The organism is Metabacillus litoralis (genome assembly GCF_003667825.1).
GTDB classification, from domain to species: Bacteria; Bacillota; Bacilli; order Bacillales; family Bacillaceae; genus Metabacillus; species Metabacillus litoralis_B.
In genome coordinates, this window is sequence record NZ_CP033043.1 from 4,472,501 (window position 1) to 4,493,418 (window position 20,918).

General features: G+C 37.3%; 21 protein-coding genes, 2 rRNA genes and 1 riboswitch (1 of these 24 cut by a window edge). Of the genes, 20 read left to right on the forward strand and 3 right to left on the reverse strand.

What is annotated here, in order from left to right:
* The 3 genes from D9842_RS21890 to fosM all read left to right on the forward strand — a co-directional run.
* Positions 1 to 397 (forward strand): 23S ribosomal RNA (locus tag D9842_RS21890); it begins 2,532 nt to the left of the window's first position.
* A 78-nt stretch (positions 398 to 475) separates the two neighbouring features.
* Positions 476 to 591: ribosomal RNA gene (rrf, locus tag D9842_RS21895) — 5S ribosomal RNA — on the forward strand.
* A 318-nt stretch (positions 592 to 909) separates the two neighbouring features.
* Positions 910 to 1,329, forward strand: a complete 420-nt coding sequence (fosM, locus tag D9842_RS21900) for a FosM family fosfomycin resistance protein (protein WP_121664296.1) — start codon at positions 910 to 912, stop codon at positions 1,327 to 1,329.
* Positions 1,330 to 1,413: 84 nt separating this feature from the next.
* Here fosM and D9842_RS21905 read toward each other — a convergent pair whose 3' ends face one another.
* Positions 1,414 to 2,172 carry a CPBP family intramembrane glutamic endopeptidase gene (locus D9842_RS21905; protein ID WP_121664297.1) on the reverse strand — a complete coding sequence of 253 codons (759 nt, stop codon included), beginning with the start codon at positions 2,170 to 2,172 and terminating at the stop codon, positions 1,414 to 1,416.
* Positions 2,173 to 2,486: 314 nt separating this feature from the next.
* Here D9842_RS21905 and D9842_RS21910 point away from each other — a divergent pair, with 314 nt between their 5' ends.
* From D9842_RS21910 to purD, 13 genes are all read left to right on the forward strand, one after another.
* Entirely contained in the window at positions 2,487 to 2,687 is a 201-nt protein-coding gene (locus D9842_RS21910; RefSeq protein WP_121664298.1) for an NETI motif-containing protein, read from the forward strand.
* A gap of 87 nt (positions 2,688 to 2,774) precedes the next feature.
* Positions 2,775 to 2,876, forward strand: a riboswitch (purine riboswitch).
* 172 nt (positions 2,877 to 3,048) lie between these two features.
* Entirely contained in the window at positions 3,049 to 3,537 is a 489-nt protein-coding gene (gene purE / locus D9842_RS21915) for a 5-(carboxyamino)imidazole ribonucleotide mutase (protein ID WP_121664299.1), read from the forward strand.
* Positions 3,524 to 4,654: a 5-(carboxyamino)imidazole ribonucleotide synthase gene (purK, locus tag D9842_RS21920; protein WP_121664300.1), complete on the forward strand. Its 1,131-nt coding sequence runs from the start codon at positions 3,524 to 3,526 to the stop codon at positions 4,652 to 4,654. Before purE ends, purK begins: the two co-directional genes overlap by 14 nt.
* Positions 4,655 to 4,669: 15 nt before the next feature.
* Positions 4,670 to 5,962, forward strand: a complete 1,293-nt coding sequence (gene purB / locus D9842_RS21925) for an adenylosuccinate lyase (RefSeq protein ID WP_121664301.1) — start codon at positions 4,670 to 4,672, stop codon at positions 5,960 to 5,962.
* A gap of 124 nt (positions 5,963 to 6,086) precedes the next feature.
* A complete protein-coding gene (gene purC / locus D9842_RS21930; protein WP_121664302.1) occupies positions 6,087 to 6,818 on the forward strand; it encodes a phosphoribosylaminoimidazolesuccinocarboxamide synthase in 732 nt (243 codons plus the stop codon).
* Positions 6,806 to 7,060: a phosphoribosylformylglycinamidine synthase subunit PurS gene (gene purS, locus D9842_RS21935; protein ID WP_098797711.1), complete on the forward strand. Its 255-nt coding sequence runs from the start codon at positions 6,806 to 6,808 to the stop codon at positions 7,058 to 7,060. The genes purC and purS overlap by 13 nt, the downstream gene beginning before the upstream one ends.
* Positions 7,057 to 7,740: a phosphoribosylformylglycinamidine synthase subunit PurQ gene (gene purQ, locus D9842_RS21940; protein ID WP_121664303.1), complete on the forward strand. Its 684-nt coding sequence runs from the start codon at positions 7,057 to 7,059 to the stop codon at positions 7,738 to 7,740. The genes purS and purQ overlap by 4 nt, the downstream gene beginning before the upstream one ends.
* A complete protein-coding gene (gene purL / locus D9842_RS21945; RefSeq protein WP_121664304.1) occupies positions 7,724 to 9,952 on the forward strand; it encodes a phosphoribosylformylglycinamidine synthase subunit PurL in 2,229 nt (742 codons plus the stop codon). The genes purQ and purL overlap by 17 nt, the downstream gene beginning before the upstream one ends.
* Complete coding sequence (gene purF / locus D9842_RS21950) at positions 9,928 to 11,340, forward strand: amidophosphoribosyltransferase (protein WP_121664305.1); 1,413 nt, start codon at positions 9,928 to 9,930, stop codon at positions 11,338 to 11,340. Before purL ends, purF begins: the two co-directional genes overlap by 25 nt.
* 115 nt (positions 11,341 to 11,455) lie before the next feature.
* Positions 11,456 to 12,493 carry a phosphoribosylformylglycinamidine cyclo-ligase gene (gene purM / locus D9842_RS21955; RefSeq protein WP_121664306.1) on the forward strand — a complete coding sequence of 346 codons (1,038 nt, stop codon included), beginning with the start codon at positions 11,456 to 11,458 and terminating at the stop codon, positions 12,491 to 12,493.
* Positions 12,493 to 13,059 carry a phosphoribosylglycinamide formyltransferase gene (gene purN, locus D9842_RS21960; protein WP_121664307.1) on the forward strand — a complete coding sequence of 189 codons (567 nt, stop codon included), beginning with the start codon at positions 12,493 to 12,495 and terminating at the stop codon, positions 13,057 to 13,059. The genes purM and purN overlap by 1 nt, the downstream gene beginning before the upstream one ends.
* A 19-nt stretch (positions 13,060 to 13,078) precedes the next feature.
* Positions 13,079 to 14,617, forward strand: a complete 1,539-nt coding sequence (gene purH / locus D9842_RS21965) for a bifunctional phosphoribosylaminoimidazolecarboxamide formyltransferase/IMP cyclohydrolase (protein WP_121664308.1) — start codon at positions 13,079 to 13,081, stop codon at positions 14,615 to 14,617.
* A gap of 153 nt (positions 14,618 to 14,770) precedes the next feature.
* Positions 14,771 to 16,039 carry a phosphoribosylamine--glycine ligase gene (gene purD / locus D9842_RS21970; RefSeq protein ID WP_121664309.1) on the forward strand — a complete coding sequence of 423 codons (1,269 nt, stop codon included), beginning with the start codon at positions 14,771 to 14,773 and terminating at the stop codon, positions 16,037 to 16,039.
* Here the strand turns inward: purD and D9842_RS26695 are convergent.
* Positions 16,020 to 16,121 (reverse strand): EYxxD motif small membrane protein, encoded by a 102-nt coding sequence (locus D9842_RS26695; RefSeq protein WP_331275793.1) that lies wholly within the window; start codon positions 16,119 to 16,121, stop codon positions 16,020 to 16,022. The genes purD and D9842_RS26695 overlap by 20 nt on opposite strands.
* 70 nt (positions 16,122 to 16,191) lie before the next feature.
* The gene (locus tag D9842_RS21975) at positions 16,192 to 16,470 is read right to left on the reverse strand and encodes a YgaP family membrane protein (protein WP_180320403.1); all 279 of its coding nucleotides are present in this window, start codon (positions 16,468 to 16,470) and stop codon (positions 16,192 to 16,194) included.
* Positions 16,471 to 16,586: 116 nt separating this feature from the next.
* Between D9842_RS21975 and D9842_RS21980 the strand changes: the two genes are divergently transcribed.
* The 4 genes from D9842_RS21980 to D9842_RS21995 all read left to right on the forward strand — a co-directional run bounded on the left by D9842_RS21980 (position 16,587) and on the right by D9842_RS21995 (position 20,841).
* Positions 16,587 to 18,329, forward strand: coding sequence for an adenine deaminase C-terminal domain-containing protein (locus tag D9842_RS21980; protein WP_121664311.1), 1,743 nt, complete (start codon positions 16,587 to 16,589; stop codon positions 18,327 to 18,329).
* Positions 18,330 to 18,367: 38 nt separating this feature from the next.
* Positions 18,368 to 19,420: a DUF3048 domain-containing protein gene (locus D9842_RS21985; RefSeq protein WP_121664312.1), complete on the forward strand. Its 1,053-nt coding sequence runs from the start codon at positions 18,368 to 18,370 to the stop codon at positions 19,418 to 19,420.
* Positions 19,421 to 19,444: 24 nt separating this feature from the next.
* Complete coding sequence (locus tag D9842_RS21990; protein ID WP_098797700.1) at positions 19,445 to 19,756, forward strand: YerC/YecD family TrpR-related protein; 312 nt, start codon at positions 19,445 to 19,447, stop codon at positions 19,754 to 19,756.
* A gap of 383 nt (positions 19,757 to 20,139) precedes the next feature.
* Positions 20,140 to 20,841, forward strand: coding sequence for a heptaprenylglyceryl phosphate synthase (locus tag D9842_RS21995; RefSeq protein WP_121664313.1), 702 nt, complete (start codon positions 20,140 to 20,142; stop codon positions 20,839 to 20,841).
* Positions 20,842 to 20,918 lie beyond the last annotated feature (77 nt).

Below are 20,918 nucleotides of genomic sequence, written 5' to 3' on the forward strand. Positions count from 1 at the left end.
ATGTCGGCTCATCGCATCCTGGGGCTGTAGTCGGTCCCAAGGGTTGGGCTGTTCGCCCATTAAAGCGGTACGCGAGCTGGGTTCAGAACGTCGTGAGACAGTTCGGTCCCTATCCGTCGTGGGCGTAGGAAATTTGAGAGGAGCTGTCCTTAGTACGAGAGGACCGGGATGGACGCACCGCTGGTGTACCAGTTGTCTTGCCAAAGGCATAGCTGGGTAGCTATGTGCGGAAGGGATAAGTGCTGAAAGCATCTAAGCATGAAGCCCCCCTCAAGATGAGATTTCCCATAGCATTAGCTAGTAAGATCCCTGAAAGATGATCAGGTTGATAGGTCAGAGGTGGAAGCGCGGTGACGTGTGGAGCTGACTGATACTAATCGATCGAGGACTTAACCTAATAAAAGCGTAAGCTTAGTGAAGTTGAATTGTGAATCGTTATCTAGTTTTGAAGGAATATCCTTCAAACTAAATATTATTTGGTGATGATGGCGAAGAGGTCACACCCGTTCCCATGCCGAACACGGAAGTTAAGCTCTTCAGCGCCGATGGTAGTTGGGGGTTTCCCCCTGTGAGAGTAGGACGTCGCCAAGTAAATAGAGGAAGAAGATCAGTAGAAAATACTGGTCTTTTTTTGTGCAGTATTTGTCAAATTTTGTGGAATCGCAGATAACTACTTCAAAATCGTAGATAAAACATCAAAAATCGAAGATAAACCTCTCATAATCGTAGATAAAAACAATACAACCCGATTAGTTCAGTGTTTTTAAATCTCCGTGCCTGTTCTTTCAACGTCTAAGTAGATAGTTATATAAAAAAGGTCCAACAGAAATCATCTTCTAACACTTTATATAGATATGCTATATTAAATAGTATGTGAAGTTCAAAGTAAATTAAGATGAGGGCAAATTAATGATTAAAGAAGTTAACCATTTTCTGTTTTCAGTTTCCGATTTAAATCAATCAATACAATTCTATCAAAATGTATTTGGTGCAAAGTTATTAGTAAAAGGTCGGAGTACTGCTTATTTTGATTTGAATGGATATTGGGTAGCGTTGAATGAGGAGAAAGATATTCCAAGGAATGAAATTGTAAATTCGTATACACATATTGCTTTTTCTATAGAAGAAAAGGATTTTGATCAAGTTTACAGCAAACTAATTGAATTAAATGTAACAATACTTTCGGGGCGTCCAAGAGATGAAAAAGATAAAAAATCGATCTATTTTACTGATCCAGATGGACATAAATTTGAATTTCATACGGGAACATTACAGGATCGTTTGGACTATTATAAGAAGGAAAAGAAACATATGGAGTTCTTTGATTAATTGTAACAATAAATTTAATAAATATAGAAAGCATTAATTAAAAGCTCAGAGCTTTAGGTTCTGAGCTTCTTCTTTAAAAGAGCATTAAATGATAAATCCACTTAATACCATTCCGATATTAATGATGATATGAAAGATAATACTAGGATAGATGCTGTTGGTTTTAATTGTGATTAATGCGTAAATTACTCCTGCAGCTGAAATTAATAAACTTAGAGGCATTGAAAAGCCGATTGCTAGATGGAGAAGTCCAAATCCGACACTTGTAATAAAAATAGCAAATCCTGTAGATGTATATTCCTTAAGACTGGAAATCATGATTCCTCTCCAAATAATTTCCTCAAAAACAGCATTGATTAGTGAAAAAGTTAAGCAAAACAATAGAAGTGATTGAATATATTCAATATCTTTTTGAATGATAAAGAACAAGTATACTACCCCATTAACAGTGATTCCAATTACCCAAAACCAAAATGTATTAACTTTATGAAATGGTAGGATAATTGGATTTTGCCAATCTGGTTTATTGTTGTACCAAGAAATGGTCTTATGGAAAAAAAGATGAATTAAAATGATGCCTATAATGATAAAAACCAGAAAAATACGATTAAGGATAACCTTTATCTCTTTTGGTATATTTATTGTTTCAATGAAATTATTAGTAACCATAAATACAACAAAGCCAATTAAAAATGATAACAGTAGAGAAATAACAAATTTTCTTTCTTTATTAGTTGATAGCATCATTAATAATCCAATAATAACAATTGCGGAGAACACGATTTGTTGATAAGCAATAGAAATAATTCCTAAAAAAAACAAAACGGCAATAGTGATTAACAAAGAAAAGCCCTCCTTTAAAATGGAGTAACAAAACCTCCTTTAATTAATGTTTCGAAAAAATTTAGCTAGCATAGTAATGTTACCATAAATACCCAACGTGTATTATGGAAGGTTGTTCCCCATTAAATAACGAATACACGCATGGTAATGACCAAAATCACACCCTAGTTAGTACCTATCCATCCAATTTTCTACTTTTATATAGTATATGTGTAGTAAAATTACCCGAAAATAATAAGTAGAGGTATTAAAATAGTGGTAAAATGATAGTACTTTTTTAATGAATAGGGATTGTACTTTATGGAGGTTGAAGAATGACAAGTAAGCCAAAAAAGAAAAAATTTATAGTAGAAGATAATGAAACGATAGATGATTGTTTAGATAGAATGAGTAAGGAAGGGTACTTTCCTGTCAGAAGAACGGAGCAACCTATCTTTAAGGAAGAAAAACGAGATAATGTTGTTGAACATGTTCCTTGTGGTAGAAGTATTACATTTGAAGGTAAATTAATGTAAAACACGAACATTAATGTGTCAATAAAATAAATCGTTCGATTTTACGTTGACATCGAAAAGCTTCATTGTTAATATAAAACATGTAAATAATTGATGAACGATAAACCTCATATATAATTGGGAATATGGCCCAGAAGTTTCTACCCGATGACCGTAAATCACCGGACTATGAGGGAAAGTCATGTATATACGATTCGGAAATAGACCAATAATCCGAGCTCGATATACTGAACTTTCTCTATGGATTAGAGAGAGTTTAGATATCGAGCTTTTTTAGTATCAGAGTTTATTAAAAATAAGGCTTTCGCCTTTGTATTTAGCGACAAGCCGAGTTTTCTAGTTTTGTAAAGGTGGGGAAAAGATGGAGCCGGTTGTAGGAGTGATCATGGGAAGTACGTCTGACTGGGAAACAATGAAAGCTGCATGTGATATTCTTGATGAGTTGAATGTTCCTTATGAAAAGAAGGTTGTTTCAGCGCATCGTACACCAGATTACATGTTTGAGTATGCTGATAATGCTAGAAAAAGAGGTTTAAAGGTTATTATTGCTGGTGCAGGAGGTGCTGCACATTTACCAGGTATGGTAGCAGCAAAAACATCTTTACCAGTCATTGGAGTTCCAGTACAGTCAAAGGCTCTAAATGGACTTGATTCATTGTTATCGATTGTTCAAATGCCAGGAGGGGTTCCAGTTGCAACGGTTGCGATAGGAAAAGCAGGTGCAACGAATGCAGGTTTATTAGCCGCTGAGATTCTTTCAACAGGTGATCAATCTCTTGCAGATAAATTAGATACAAGAAGAGAAGAGCTTCGACAAAAGGTGTTAGAAAGCAGTGATGAACTTGAATAACCAAACGATATTGCCTGGAGGAACAATTGGGATAATCGGTGGAGGTCAGCTTGGTCGAATGATGGCCATTGCAGCTAGACAGCTTGGTTATCGTATCGCGGTATTGGATCCAACAGAAGATTGTCCTTGTGGTCAAATTGCAGATATAGAGATTACAGCAGGTTATGATGAGTTAGATGCAATTAAGAGACTTGCTGAGGTTAGTGATGTTATTACCTATGAATTCGAGAACATCGATTACACAGCACTCCGTTGGTTAGAAGAAAATGCGAATTTACCACAGAAAAGCTCATTGCTTCTTTTAACACAGGATCGTGAAACAGAAAAAGCAGCCATAGAGAAAGCGGGTTGTGAGGTAGCACCTTATCAAATTATCCATAATGATGAAGAGTTATATAAGGCAGTTGCAAAGCTTGAATATCCAAGTGTGTTAAAGACATGTAGAGGTGGTTACGACGGTAAAGGACAAAGAGTACTCCGTAGTGATCAAGATCTAGAGGAAGCGAAACAATTACTATCTCATGGAACATGTATATTAGAAAAGTGGGTTGCTTTTGAAAAGGAAATATCCGTTATTGTGACACGTTCTGTTAGTGGTGAGACAAAGACGTTTCCAGTAGCTGAAAATGTTCATAAAGACAATATTCTGTATCAAAGCATTGTACCTGCAAGAGTGTCAGATGAAGTGATTCAAAAAGCAGAACAGCTAGCTATTAAACTATCAAATAGTTTTGAGCTTGTCGGAACACTTGCAGTTGAAATGTTTTTAACGAAAAATGGAGATATTTATATTAATGAGCTTGCACCTCGCCCACATAACTCAGGTCATTATACAATCGACTTATGTGAAACAGATCAATTTGAACAACATATCCGTGCTGTCTGTGGTCTGCCTTTAGGGCGAACAACATTACTTCAAAGCGGTATGATGGTGAATCTATTAGGCGAAGATTTATCAATAGTGAGTGATCAACTCTCATTACTTAAAGATGCAAAGCTTCACCTATATGGAAAGAAGGACCCTGTTGCAAAACGCAAAATGGGACATATCACGTTTATTAGTGAAACAATAGAAAAAGATATAAATAAAGTAAATCAAATTTGGGGTTATAAATAGAACGGAGGCAAAAACATGATTGAACGCTATACAAGACCAGAGATGGGTGCGATTTGGACGGAGGAAAATAAATTTAAAGCTTGGTTAGAGGTAGAAATTTTAGCATGTGAAGCATGGGCAGAGCTTGGAGTGATTCCAATAGAAGATGTTGCACTTCTTCGTAAGAATGCATCGTTCGATGTAAACCGTATTAACGAAATTGAATTAGAAACTCGTCATGATGTTGTTGCCTTCACTAGAGCGGTTTCGGAAACTCTTGGTGAAGAACGTAAATGGGTACATTATGGCTTAACGTCAACTGATGTTGTAGATACTGCTTTATCTTATTTACTTAAGCAAGCAAACGATATTCTGTTAAAAGATATTGAAAACTTTATTCAAATTTTAAAAGAAAAAGCACAAGAGCATAAATACACAGTAATGATGGGACGTACTCATGGTGTACATGCTGAACCAACAACTTTTGGTTTAAAGCTTGGATTATGGTATGAAGAAATGAAACGTAATTTAGATCGCTTTAAGCGTGCTGCAGAAGGTGTTGAATACGGAAAGATCTCTGGTGCTGTTGGAACTTATGCAAACATTGATCCTTTTGTTGAATCATATGTGTGTGAAAAGCTAGGAACAAAACCTGCTCCAATTTCAACACAAACTTTACAGCGTGACCGACACGCAGATTATATGGCTTCTATTGCATTAGTTGCAACGTCAATAGAGAAGTTCGCTGTAGAAATTCGTGGTCTACAAAAGAGTGAAACACGTGAAGTGGAAGAATCGTTTGCAAAGGGTCAAAAAGGATCTTCAGCAATGCCTCATAAACGTAACCCAATCGGTTCAGAAAACATGACAGGTCTTGCACGTGTTATTCGTGGGTATATGCTAACAGCTTACGAAAATGTTCCATTATGGCATGAAAGAGATATTTCTCACTCTTCAGCTGAACGTATTATCCTACCAGATGCTACGATTGCTCTTAACTATATGTTAAATCGCTTCGGAAATATCGTGAAGAACTTAACGGTATTCCCTGAAAACATGAAGCGTAATATGGACCGTACTCAAGGTCTTATCTACTCTCAACGAGTGCTATTAGCGCTAATTGATACGGGTATGACAAGAGAAGAAGCGTATGATCTTGTTCAACCAAAAGCAATGGAAGCATGGGAAAAACAAGTACCTTTCCGTGGATTAATAGAAGCAGAAGAAAAGATTACTTCTCGTCTTTCAGCAGAAACAATTGCTGACTGCTTCGATTATAACTACCACTTAAAAGGTGTCGATACTATTTTCGAACGTCTAGGATTATAAAAAGCAAATAGCAAGGGCTAAAAAGTCCCTTGCTATCTATTTGATAAAAAAATATGGTTAGAAAATCTAACAAATAGTTTGTATATACTTAAGGTTCCCAATATTCAGTTTAGGAGGGCTTTCATTGAGTACAGAAAAGCTTGAATTACTATATGAAGGTAAAGCAAAAAGAATTTATAAAACAAACGAACCTACTATTTTATGGGTCTCGTACAAAGATTCTGCAACAGCCTTTAATGGTGTGAAGAAGGAAGAGATCACAGGTAAAGGTCGTTTAAATAATGAAATTTCTACATTGATTTTTGAGAAGTTAACAGCAAACAACATTGAAAATCATTTTGTAAAAAGACTTTCAGCTACTGAGCAACTTGTCAAAAAGGTAGAAATTATTCCTTTAGAAGTAGTAGTAAGAAATGTTGTGGCTGGCAGCCTTTCTAAACGAATTGGAATTGAAGAGGGAACAGAAATTAAACATCCATTAGTAGAGTTTTACTACAAAGATGATGATTTAGGTGATCCATTAATTACGGAAGATCATATCGCACTATTAGAAGTTGCAACGCCAGAACAAGTTGAAACATTAAAAACTCTAGCTAAAAAGGTGAATGAAGTGCTTAAAGCTCATTTCCTTGCATGTGACATCCGCCTAATTGATTTTAAATTGGAATTTGGCTTAACAGAGGATGGGAACATTATACTTGCTGATGAAGTATCACCAGATACATGTCGTTTATGGGATATCAACACAAATGAGAAGTTCGATAAAGATGTTTTTCGTCGAGAAATTGGTAGTTTAACAGATGCATATGAAGTTATTTTAACTAGACTTGGAGGCCAATCAACATGTATAAAGTAAAAGTTTATGTCACGTTAAGAGAAAGTGTATTAGATCCACAAGGAAGCGCAGTGAAAAGTGCTTTACACAGCATGGATTACAAAGAAGTTCAAGATGTACGTATCGGAAAGTATATGGAACTTACAATTGAAAAATCAGACCGTGATTTAGATGTAGCTGTTCGTGAAATGTGTGAAAAATTACTTGCTAATACAGTGATTGAAGACTTTAGCTACGAGGTACAGGAGGTTGTCACAAAGTGAAATTCGCTGTGATCGTTTTCCCAGGGTCTAACTGTGATGTTGATATGTACCATGCAATTAAAGATGAGCTTGGTGAAGAAGTAGAATATGTTTGGCATGATGAAACTGACTTAAGTGGGTTTGATGGCATTCTTCTACCAGGTGGATTTTCTTACGGAGACTACTTACGCTCAGGTGCGATTGCGCGCTTCTCAAATGTAATGAAGGAAGTTGTAAAAGCAGCAGAAGCTGGTAAGCCTGTTCTTGGTGTATGTAATGGATTCCAGATTTTATTAGAAGTTGGTTTACTGCCAGGTGCAATGAAGAGAAATGAAAACTTAAAGTTTATGTGTCGACCAGTTCATTTAAAGGTTGCAAACAACGAAACAGCCTTTACTTCAGCTTATGAAAAGGATGAGGTTATCTCAATTCCGATTGCACATGGAGAAGGGAATTATTATTGTGATGAGCAAACACTTCAAACGCTTAAAGAAAACAATCAAATCGTGTTTACGTACGAAAAAAATCCAAATGGCAGCTTAGTAGATATTGCAGGCATTACAAACGAGCGCGGAAATGTATTAGGGATGATGCCTCACCCTGAGCGTGCAGTTGATGAATTATTAGGAAGTGCTGACGGATTAAAATTATTTCAATCGATCGTAAAAAACTGGAGGGAATCTCATGTCACTACTGCTTGAACCAACAAACCAGATGATAAAAGATGAAAAAATCTACAGACAAATGGGTGTAAGTGATGACGAGTTTGCCCTGATTGAAAAAATTATTGGACGTCTTCCAAACTACACAGAAATCGGTATTTTTTCGGTTATGTGGTCGGAGCACTGCAGCTACAAAAACTCTAAACCAATTCTAAAGAAGTTCCCTGTTACAGGTGAAAAAGTATTACAAGGTCCTGGTGAGGGAGCAGGGATCGTTGATATTGGAGACAATCAAGCGGTTGTATTCAAGATTGAGAGTCATAACCATCCTTCAGCAATTGAGCCTTACCAAGGTGCAGCAACTGGTGTAGGTGGGATTATCCGTGATGTATTCTCTATGGGAGCTAGACCTATTGCGATTTTAAATTCTTTACGTTTTGGAGAACTAAAAACTCCTCGTGTGAAATATTTATTTGAAGAGGTTGTTGCAGGGATTGCTGGGTACGGTAACTGTATTGGTATTCCAACTGTTGGTGGAGAGATCCAATTTGATGATTCTTACGAAGGAAATCCACTTGTTAATGCAATGTGTGTTGGGTTAATTAACCATGAAGATATTAAAAAGGGTCAGGCAAAAGGTGTTGGCAACACAGTTATGTATGTTGGTGCTAAAACTGGTCGTGACGGAATTCATGGTGCAACATTTTCTTCTGAAGAATTAACCGACGATTCTGGTGCAGATCGTTCTGCTGTACAGGTTGGCGATCCATTCATGGAGAAGCTTTTATTAGAAGCTTGTTTAGAAGTGATTAAGAATGACGCTTTAGTTGGAATTCAAGACATGGGTGCAGCTGGATTAACAAGCTCATCAGCAGAGATGGCTAGTAAAGCTGGTTCTGGTATTGAAATGGACTTAGATCTCATTCCACAACGTGAAACAGGCATGACAGCTTATGAAATGATGCTTTCTGAATCACAAGAAAGAATGCTGCTTGTTATTGAAAAAGGAAGAGAGCAAGAAATCGTTGACCTTTTTGAGAAATATGATTTAGAAGCTGTTTCAGTTGGTAAAGTAACAGATGATAAAATGCTTCGTCTTTTCCATAATGGTGAAGTGGTATGTGAGCTACCAGTTGACGCTTTAGCAGAAGAAGCACCTGTTTACCACAAACCATCTAAAGTACCTGCTTATTATGAAGAGTTCCAACAAATGAACGTAGCTCCTCTTCAAGTAGATAACTATAAAGAAACACTTGTGAATCTATTAAAGCAACCAACAATTGCATCTAAAGAATGGGTTTATGATCAATATGATTATATGGTTCGTACAAATACAGTTGTAGCACCAGGTTCTGATGCAGCAGTAGTACGTATTCGGGATACGAAAAAAGCTTTAGCGATGACAACTGACTGTAACTCTCGTTATCTTTATTTAGATCCTGAAGTTGGTGGGAAAATTGCGGTAGCAGAAGCAGCTCGTAACATCGTATGTTCTGGTGCAACACCACTTGCAATTACAGATAACTTGAACTTCGGTAACCCTGAGAAACCAGAAATTTTCTGGCAAATTGAAAAAGCGGCTGATGGAATTAGTGAAGCTTGCCGAGTATTAAATACACCAGTTATCGGCGGTAACGTGTCTTTATATAACGAAACAAATGGAACAGCAATCTATCCAACACCTGTTATTGGTATGGTTGGATTAATTGAAGATACAGATTATATTACAACTCAAGACTTTAAAGCAGCTGGAGATCTAATCTACCTAGTTGGTGAAACAAAGCCGGAGTTTGGTGGTAGTGAGCTTCAAAAGCTAACACAAGGTGAAATCTTTGGTCAATCACCAGAGCTAGATTTAGAGAATGAAAGCAAAGTTTTAGGACAGATTTCTGCTGCGATTCGTGCGAAGTCAGTAGCATCTGCTCATGATGTATCTGAAGGTGGTGTAGCGGTTGCGTTAGCTGAACCATTATTCGGTCGTGAAGGACTAGGAGCTTCTGTTACTCTTCAAGGTGATGCAACAGCAGCATTATTTAGTGAATCTCAAACAAGATTTATCCTTTCTGTGAAAAAGGAAAACAAAGAAGCATTTGAAAGTTTAGTAGATGCAGTTTGTATTGGAGAAGTAACAGATACTGGCAAACTTATCATTTCAAATGAGAAGAACGAAACACTTGTCGATGCATCTGTTGAAGAATTAAAGGATGCATGGAAAGGAGCAATCCCATGCTTGCTGAAATCAAGGGATTAAACGAAGAATGTGGCGTCTTTGGAATTTGGGGTCATCCTGAAGCAGCACAAATCACTTATTATGGTCTTCACAGCCTACAGCACCGTGGACAAGAAGGCGCTGGGATTGTAACAAGTGATGGCGAAAAGCTTACAGGAATGAAGGGATTAGGCCTCATTAACGAAGTATTCGCTGACGGAAAATTAAATGAACTATCCGGTAAAGCAGCAATTGGTCACGTTCGTTATGCAACAGCTGGCGGAGGCGGATATGAAAATGTCCAGCCTTTGCTTTTTAAATCACATAGCGGCGGATTAGCTCTTGCTCATAACGGTAACTTAGTAAATGCTACACAGCTTAAGCATCAGCTTGAGAGCCAAGGAAGTATTTTTCAAACAACTTCTGATACAGAGGTTCTTGCCCACCTTATTAGAAGAAGTGGTTTTCAAGATTTGAAGGAAGCAGTGAAAAATGCCCTAACGATGATTAAAGGAGCGTATGCCTTTTTAATCATGACAGAAACAGAAATGATGGTTGCTCTAGATCCTAATGGCTTACGTCCATTATCGATCGGAGTGATGGGTGATGCATATGTAATTGCATCTGAAACTTGTGCTTTTGATGTTGTTGGAGCGAAATATGAAAGAGATGTTCAGCCTGGTGAACTGCTTATTATCAATGATGAAGGTATTCGTTCTGAGCGTTTTTCAATGAATATTAATCGTTCTATTTGCAGTATGGAATATATTTATTTCTCTCGTCCGGATAGTAATATTGATGGAATTAATGTTCATACTGCCCGTAAAAATCTAGGAAAACGATTAGCTGTTGAATCTGAGGTAGATGCAGATGTTGTAACAGGTGTACCTGATTCAAGTATCTCCGCTGCGATTGGTTTTGCTGAGTTAACAGGTATTCCTTATGAATTAGGATTAATTAAAAACCGTTATGTAGGTCGTACGTTTATTCAACCATCTCAATCTCTTCGTGAACAAGGGGTTAAAATGAAGCTTTCTGCTGTACGTGGTGTTGTTGAAGGAAAGCGCGTTGTGATGGTTGATGATTCGATCGTTCGAGGAACAACAAGTCGACGTATAGTTAATATGCTTCGTGAAGCAGGTGCAACCGAGGTTCACGTGCGAATCAGTTCACCACCAATTGCAAATCCATGTTTCTATGGAATTGATACGTCAACACATGAAGAGCTCATTGCCTCTAACCATTCAGTGGAAGAGATCCGTCAAATCATTGGAGCAGACAGCTTAGCATTCCTAAGTGTTGAAGGTTTACTCGAAGGACTAGGCCGCCCATATGAAGGTGAAACAAGAGGTCAATGCTTAGCATGCTTCACAGGACGCTACCCAACTGAAATTTACGCGGACACGGTATTGCCGCATGAGAAGGCGTAAATAGAAAATGCTGATAGGAATCGAGTGTTTCGATTCCTGTCTTGTTTTCGGTACGTGTTTTTTGAGGTGCCTGGCACCGCCCGAATTTTGTCGAATTATAAGGAGGATCACACACATGTCTGACGTTTATAAGCAAGCTGGTGTTGATATAGAAGCAGGATATGAGGCTGTTTCAAGAATGAAAAAGCATGTTGCCAAAACAATGCGCACAGGTGTATTAGGTGGCCTTGGTGGCTTTGGTGGGATGTTTGATTTAAGTGAATTAAATTATAAAAAGCCTGTACTTGTTTCAGGTACAGATGGTGTTGGGACAAAATTAAAGCTTGCTTTTATGGCTGATAAGCATGATTCAATTGGAATTGATGCAGTTGCAATGTGTGTGAATGACATCTTAGCTCAAGGAGCTGAGCCTTTATTTTTCTTAGATTATTTAGCCCTTGGAAAAGCAAAGCCTGAAAAAATTGAACAAATTGTAAAAGGGATCGCGGATGGCTGTGAACAATCTGGTTGTGCATTAGTCGGTGGAGAAACAGCGGAAATGCCTGGACTATATGAAGAGGATGAATATGATGTTGCTGGTTTCTCTGTTGGTGTTGTTGAAAAAGATAATATTGTAACAGGTGAGAACATTAAGCCAGGACATGTATTAATCGGACTTGCATCAAGCGGTATTCATAGTAACGGATTTTCTCTAGTTCGTAAAATTCTTCTTGAAGATCAAAAGCTTGATTTGAATGAGGTATATGCGCCGTTTACACAAAGCTTAGGAGAGGTATTATTAACTCCAACAAAAATTTACGTAAAGCCTGTACTTGAAGTAATTAAAAAGTATCAAGTAGATGGAATGGCTCATATTACTGGTGGTGGATTTATTGAAAACATTCCTAGAATGCTGCCGGAAGAAACAGGTGTTGAAATCGATCTTGGTGGTTGGCCAATGCTTGATATTTTTGACTTCTTGAAGGAAAAAGGACAATTAAGCAGTGACGATATGTATAATGTGTTCAATATGGGAATCGGTTTTGTGCTTGCTGTAAAAGAAGAGCTTTTACAAGATGTTATGCAGGAGTTAGAAGCTAACAATGAAAAAGGCTATTGTATTGGGCGTGTTGTAGAAGGCTCTGGTGTTACGTTTAATGGAGGAGCACGTTAATGAAGAAAATAGCCATATTTGCGTCAGGGAATGGCAGTAATTTTCAGGCAATCCTTGATCAAGTGAAGCTTGGTGTAGTAGATGCTGAGATTGGTTTTGTTTTTTGTGATAAGCTTAAAGCAGGTGTCATTGAGCGTGCAAAATCAGCAAACATTCCTGTTATTAGTTTTGTACAAAAAGACTTTGAAAACAAAGCACAATTCGAAGAGGAAATCTTGACTCATTTACGTGATCACCAAATAGATTTCATTATCCTAGCAGGTTATATGAGATTAATTGGGGATACGTTACTGAATGCCTACGAAAATAAAATTGTGAATATTCATCCATCTTTACTACCATCTTTTCCTGGTAAAGATGCGATAGGACAAGCTTATCGTGCAGGAGTGAAGGTAACTGGTGTTACCGTTCATTATGTGGATGCAGGAATGGATACAGGGCCGATTATCGCTCAACAAGCAGTCGAGGTTGCTTATGGTGATACAGAAGATATGATTGCAGAAAAAATCCATAAAGTTGAACATGTTTTATATCCGAAAGTCATTCAAGAATTAGTATCAAAATAATGTGTAGAGGTGAAAATTGATGGCAGTGAAACGTGCGCTAGTTAGTGTGTCAGATAAAGAGAATCTTGTCCCATTTGTAAAGGAATTGATTGAATTAGGCGTTGAAGTGATTTCTACTGGCGGAACCAAAAAATTACTTGAGGAAAATGGCTTAAATGTTATTGGAATTTCTGAAGTAACAGGATTTCCGGAAATCATGGATGGTCGTGTAAAAACACTTCATCCAAACATTCATGGTGGTTTACTAGCGGTACGTAATAACCCTAGTCATATGAATCAATTAAAAGAAAATAACATTGAAACAATCGATATGGTTGTTGTAAACCTTTATCCTTTTAAAGAAACAATTTCTAAGCCGGACGTTCAATTCCAAGATGCGATTGAAAATATCGATATTGGCGGACCATCAATGCTTCGTTCTGCAGCAAAAAATCATGAAGATGTAACCGTTCTTGTTGATCCGCAAGATTACAGTACTGTTTTAGAAGAGCTAAAAGCTTCAGGTGAAGTTTCTCTAGCTCAGAAACAACGTTTAGCTGCAAAAGTTTTCAGACACACAGCTGCTTATGATGCTTTAATTGCAGAATTTTTAACAAAAACAATTGGTGAAGAAGATCCTGAAACAGTTACTTATACATTTGAGAAAAAGCAATCTCTTCGTTATGGGGAAAACCCTCATCAAAGTGCTACTTTCTATCAAAAGCCATTCGTTCCAGTAGCATCTATTGCAAATGCGGAGCAGCTTCATGGAAAAGAGCTTTCTTTTAATAATATTAAAGATGCGGATGCAGCTCTTCAGATTGTACGTGAATTTACAGAGCCAGCTGCAGTAGCAGTTAAACATATGAACCCTTGTGGAGTAGGGGTAGGTACTTCTACATTAGAAGCGTTCACTCGTTGCTTCGAAGCAGATCCAACGTCAATTTTCGGTGGTATTGTTGCACTGAATCATGAAGTTGATGTAGAAACAGCTAAAAAGCTACATGAAATCTTCCTTGAGATTGTTATTGCCCCATCATTCAGTCAAGAGGCATTAGATGTTTTAACAGCTAAGAAAAACCTTCGTTTATTAACAATTGATGTTTCAGCAGCTTCTAAGCCTGAAAAAGTTCTTCAATCTGTTCACGGTGGCTTACTTGTTCAAGATGAAGACACACTTTCTTTAGATGATGTGGAAGTAACAATCCCAACAAAGCGTGAGCCATCAGAAGATGAATGGAAAGATTTAAAATTAGCTTGGAAAGTTGTTAAGCATGTAAAATCAAACGCAATTGTATTAGCAAAAGATGAAATGACAGTTGGAGTTGGTGCAGGGCAAATGAATCGTGTTGGAGCTGCTAAAATTGCAATTGAGCAGGCTGGTGAAAAAGCACAAGGTAGCGCAATGGGCTCTGATGCTTTCTTCCCAATGTCAGACACAGTTGAAGCAGCTGCAAAAGCAGGTGTAACAGCAATCATCCAACCTGGTGGCTCAATCCGTGATGAAGATTCTATCCGCATGGCTGATGAATACGGAATCACAATGGTGTTCACAGGAGTACGTCATTTTAAACATTAAAATACTTAATCTAGCAATTGGCTGTTTGCCAATTGCTTCTATTCTAACCTCTGATATCTAATTTCTGTAGAACAAGATATGAACAAGAGGATAATAGCTTTTAGCATATAAACATAAAACCAAAGTGCAATAAAATATATGTGGGGTGTATTCATGAAGGTACTGATTATCGGACAAGGCGGACGTGAGCATGCGTTAGTTTGGAAGGCAGCACAAAGCAATCTTGTAGAAGAGGTCTTTGTTGCACCTGGCAATGATGGAATGGATGAGCTAGCAACAAGAGTAGCTATTAGTGAAAATGATAATGAAGCACTAGTTGCCTTTGCAAAAGAGCAAAACATCGATTTAACAATTGTAGGTCCAGAAGTTCCATTACTAAACGGAATTGTGAATGACTTTGAAAGTGAAGGCTTAAACATATTTGGTCCAAGAAAAGAAGCTGCCCTTATTGAAGGTAGCAAGAATTTTGCGAAAGAACTTATGATCAAATATAAGATCCCAACAGCGGAGTATCAAACGTTCACGAATGTAGATGAAGCAAAATCTTACGTTGAACAAAAAGGTGCACCTATTGTTATTAAAGCTGACGGGTTAGCAGCTGGAAAAGGTGTAACAGTTGCTGAAACACTTGATGTTGCTTTAGACAGTGTGACAGATATGCTTGCAAATGCAAAATTTGGTGATGCTTCAAGCTCTGTTGTTATTGAGGAATTTCTTGCTGGTGAAGAATTTTCATTAATGGCATTTGTGAAGGGTGAAAAGGTTTATCCGATGGTCATTGCTCAAGATCATAAACGTGCTTATGACAATGATGAAGGGCCAAACACTGGTGGAATGGGTGCATATTCTCCTGTACCACAAATTTCAGATGAAGTAGTGAATACCGCAGTTGAAACAATCTTGAAGCCTGCTGCAAAGGCTCTTGTAAGTGAAGGTCGTTCATTTACAGGAATTTTATATGCTGGTCTTATTTTAACAAATGATGGCCCTAAAGTAATTGAATTTAATGCTCGCTTTGGTGACCCGGAAACTCAGGTTGTTTTACCAAGGCTGAAATCGGACTTAGTATCATCATTATTATCTATTTTAAATGAAGAACCAGTGAGTTTAGAATGGTCTCAAGAAGTTGTTCTTGGTGTAGTACTTGCTTCAAAAGGTTACCCTAATGACTATGAAAAAGGTCTTCCGATTGGACAACTTTCTGAGAAGCATGAAAAAGCAGTCATTTTCCATGCAGGAACAAAGAAAGTTGATGATCAGTTTGTGGGTAACGGTGGACGTGTGCTTGTTGTCTCTGGATATGGTGAAACAATTAGTGACGCACAAGAGCAAGCATATGCATTAGTTGAAAAGATTTCTGCACCTGCTTTATTCTATCGTAAAGATATTGGCAATAAAGCGATTAAGCACGGCGTTTCTTAATAAAAACGAAAAGTAATGCAACAATTCCGCCGATTAGTGCAATAAGAATAAAAGACATATCTGTTAAATATTCTAAAAACATTTTATACACCTCCTGTTAAACAAGGGACTGGCTACTAATGGCCAGTCCCGTTTTTCTATTTTTAGAGTCATTATGAAGGGTTGTACGTAACAGCATCTTCTTCATCGTCAAAGTAATCTTCTTCATCATCATCAAAGAAGAGAGTTGATGATGAGTTTTCAAATAAATAGGTGATCGGACAAAAGCGTAAAATTCCTTCACCAACCTTCATTGCACCTAGGATGATGGCAATAAGGTAAGAATCTCTCCATGGCTTTTTACAATATTTTGAAGTAGCCCATGATAAAACAGAAAGACCACATGTTATACGAATTAAAGCATTAACGATACCTATATTTGGTCGTACCATAATAAATCACAACCTCCAATATTTGTCATTAAATTGAAATAAAACTTTAATGCGTTAATAAATATCCTGTGTTAACATAGTATTTAAATAGTCTTACAAAAATTGGGGGGATTTTTATGCCCGAGCAAAAATTTCTATGGAAAAACAGTCAAATACGTAAGCAGATAGATGTTTTATCAAACAAATTATCACCTACAACAATTTTGAAAAACGTCACATATCTTAACTCATATTTAAGACAATGGATTAAAGCTAATATCTGGATCTACGATGATCGCATTGTTTATGTGGGAGACAATTCACCTGAAAAAACAACAGAAACAGAAGTGATTGATTGTTCTGCCAAAGTGGTTGTACCAGGATATATTGAGCCACATGCTCATCCATTTCAGTTATATAATCCCCACACATTAGCAAAGTATGTGTCACAAACGGGTACAACAACCTTAATAAGTGATAACCTTTTTCTGCTATTACGTTGCAACAAAAAGAAAGCGCTTACTTTTATCGATGAAATGGATAAGTTGCCTTACCATTTTTATTGGTGGGCAAGATTCGATCTACAAACAGAAGTGCATTCTGAAGAAAAAATTTTTTCACATGATTTTGTGAAAAAATGGCTAGAGCATCATTCGGTCTTACAGGGTGGTGAATTAACGGGCTGGCCTAAGCTTAGAGATGGTGATGATTGGATTCTCTATTGGTTACAGGAAACAAAACGAAAAGGGAAAAGACTCGAAGGCCATTTTCCAGGTGCTTCGGAAAATACATTAACAAAAATGAAATTATTTGGTGTTGATAGTGATCATGAATCAATGACTGGAAAGGATGTTATGAACCGGTTAAAAATGGGGTACACAGCAGCATTAAGGCAATCATCCATAAGACCAGACTTAAGTAAGCTGATAAAAGAGGTTCAGGATGAGGGGCTCACAACTTACGATCATTTATACTACACAACGGATGGAGCAAACCCCGACTTTTATGAAAAAGGTATGATTAACCGTTGTATTGAAATAGCGCTTGATAGCAATGTTCCTGCAATTGATGCTTATAATATGGCGGCCTTTAATGTTGCAAAATACTATCAAATAGAAGATAGAATCGGTGTCATTGCTCCAGGAAGGGTGGCAACGCTGAATATTCTTGAATCAATAGACCGTCCTGATCCAATATCGGTCATGACAAAAGGAAAATGGATCATGCAAGATGGAGTACCTCAACAAGAGGATCATGAGGTCGATTGGAATCAATATGGTCTTGAACCGGTTGATTTTAAATGGGATTTAACAATGGACGATTTACAATTTTCTATGCCATTAGGTATGAAAATGCGAAATGCGGTCATCATGGAACCATACTCTGTTACAATTGATAGTTCAGCAAATGATTTATCAGAACAACACGATGAGAGCTTTTTAGCCTTAATTGACCGTAATGGTGAGTGGCGAATCAATACAGTGATAAAAGGCTTTGCCAACCATGTTCAAGGCTTTGCGAGCTCCTATTCAACAACGGGAGATATAATTATTATAGGGAAACGAAAAACAGAAATGCTTGCTGCTTTTGAAAGAATGAAGGAAATTGGTGGCGGTATTGTCCTGACAGAAAACAGTGACGTGATTTTTGAAATGTCTTTACAATTAAATGGTGGAGCTTCAAATGAAGAGCTTACACATGTGATTGATAAGCAAGCAAAATTGACCTCTTTATTACAAGAAAGAGGATACAGTTTTGATGATCCTATTCATTCCTTGCTATTTCTGTCATCTACTCATTTACCGTATATACGAATTACACCAAGAGGGATTTTTGATGTGATGAAAAAAACGGTACTCTTTCCATCTATAATGCGTTAAAATATAAAAGTGTAATAAAAAGATAAGGTTGTGTTAGTTTGATTAAGGGTAAGTATTCATTGGTTATCGTATCATTGCTTGTTTTCTTAAGCGCATGTAATCAAAACGAGGACCAAGCCGAAAGCATTGTTAAAAAAGATGATGTTGTTCAGCAAGAAGATGAACCAGTCGTTGCAGAGGTTAAAGCTGAAGAAAGCGTTATCTATCCCCTAACCGGAATTGCAACAGAAGAGCAGAACATTATACAACGTCCAGTTGCTGTGATGATTAATAATCATCCTAAGGCGAGACCGCAGTCAGGACTAACGAAAGCTGATGTTGTATATGAAGTACTTGCAGAAGGAAATATTACAAGGTTTTTAGCTGTATTTCAAAGTGAAGTACCTGATATAATAGGACCGGTTAGAAGTGCTAGGGATTATTATATTGATATAAGCAAGGGATTTCATGCTCTATATATTAGCCATGGATGGAGTCCTTCAGCAAAAGAGAGGCTTGTAAGTAATGAGGTTGATCATATAAACGGTATGTTACACGATGGCACTCTTTTTTGGAGGGCAGATCATCGTAACGCACCTCATAATTCATATATCTCAAAGGACAATATCTTACAAGGTGCAGAGTTAAAACAATATACTATGACGGAAGATGTTATCCCATTCGATTTTCTTACTGAAGAAGAAATGAAGGAGATAAAGGGAGAGCAGGTAAACAAGTTTGTTATAAAATATGACAAATCTGAAACATGGCAAAGCACATACGAGTATAATCAAACTGAACAGACCTATAAAAGATATAGTGGTAATGAAGACACGGTTGACTTAGAAAGTGGAGATTCTGTAGAACTAACAAATATCTTTGTTGTTCAAATGAAACATAAGGTGATTGATAAAGAAGGCAGACGTACAATCGACATGACATCAGGAGGTAAAGCTCTACTGATGCAAAAGGGTATGATGCAGGAGGTAGAATGGGAGAATCATGATGGTCGAATTCTACCGGTAAAAGATGGGGAAGTTGTTAAGCTAGTACCGGGAAGAACATGGGTGAATGTCGTCCCATCTTTGGATCAATATCTAATTCAATCGTAATAGTAAAAGGAGAATGAATAGATTATGCAAATAGAAAAGCTTCGTGGAAAAGAATTAGATCAACTTTTTCAATCTATTTTGTCATTAAAAGATTTAGAGGAATGCTATCGTTTCTTTGATGATTTATGCACTGTAAACGAAATCCAATCACTTGCACAACGACTAGAAGTAGCTAGAATGCTGCGTGATGGATATACGTATCATAAAATTGAAACAGAGACTGGTGCAAGTACAGCAACGATTTCCCGCGTAAAACGTTGCTTAAATTATGGAAATGATGCTTACACAATGGCTCTGGAACGTGTTCATGGAGAAAAGGAAATAGAAGAAGAATAAAGTAAAAGCACCGATTATAACGGTGCTTTTATTTTTTACTATAAAATAAGAAACCTAAGGCTTTCACCATTATGACTTGGTGAAAGCCTTAGGTTTCTAAAAAGGTAAGAAAGTATAAAATTTTGTACGTAGTTTTAGTGTCTAGCTCCAGCAGTCTGACTTTTTGGCAAAAAGTCAGATGCCTAGCCCCTCGAGGTCATAAGCCAATTTGGAATATAAGGCAAAGAGCGCCTTCTATTCCAAATCGTCTTATTGCCCGAGGCTGACCAAGGCGCTTGCGCTTTTCTAATCTTCAAGTATCTTCCTTCTCCTTTTAGTTTTTTGCCTTCATGTAATTTGTTATAATAGGAAAATGGATGTTTTTGAATGGAGGAGTCCAGTAAATGTATGATATTACCGAGTGGAAACATGTTTTTAAACTCGATCCTGATAAAGATATAAGTGATGAAGACTTAGAAAAAATATGTGAGTCTGGAACAGATGCGATTTTAGTTGGTGGAAGTGATAATATAACAGAAGATAATGTGTTAAACCTAATGTCCCGGGTTCGTCGTTATCTTATTCCATGTGTGTTGGAGGTTTCTACAACAGAATCTATTATTCCTGGTTTTGATCTATATTTTATTCCTACAGTCTTAAATAGTCGTAAAACGACATGGATGATGGACCTTCATCAAGAAGCTGTGAAGGAATATGGAGATATCATGAACTGGGATGAAATTATTGTAGAGGGATATTGCATCCTAAATCAAGACTGTAAGGCTGCAGCCTTAACAGATGCTAATACCGAGCTTTCGATTGAAGATGTAAAAGCTTATGCCCGTGTAGCGGAAAATCTGTTTCATCTTCCAATCTTTTACCTTGAATACAGTGGGATGTTAGGGGACCTTGCGGTTGTTGAAGCAACAAAAAAGGTACTTTCCAATACAAAGCTATTTTATGGTGGAGGAATTACCTCACCAGAAGAAGCTGAAAACTTTGCTAAATATGCTGATGTAGTGATCGTAGGGAATGTTATCTATAATGACTTAAAGTCAGCACTAAAAACAGTTAATGCAGTGAAAGAAGCGAAAGAAGCGAAATAAATTTCTCCGTCAACATGATTGAATGATGATAGAGATGACGATAAAATAGAACATATGTTTTTAAAAAAAGGGTGGTG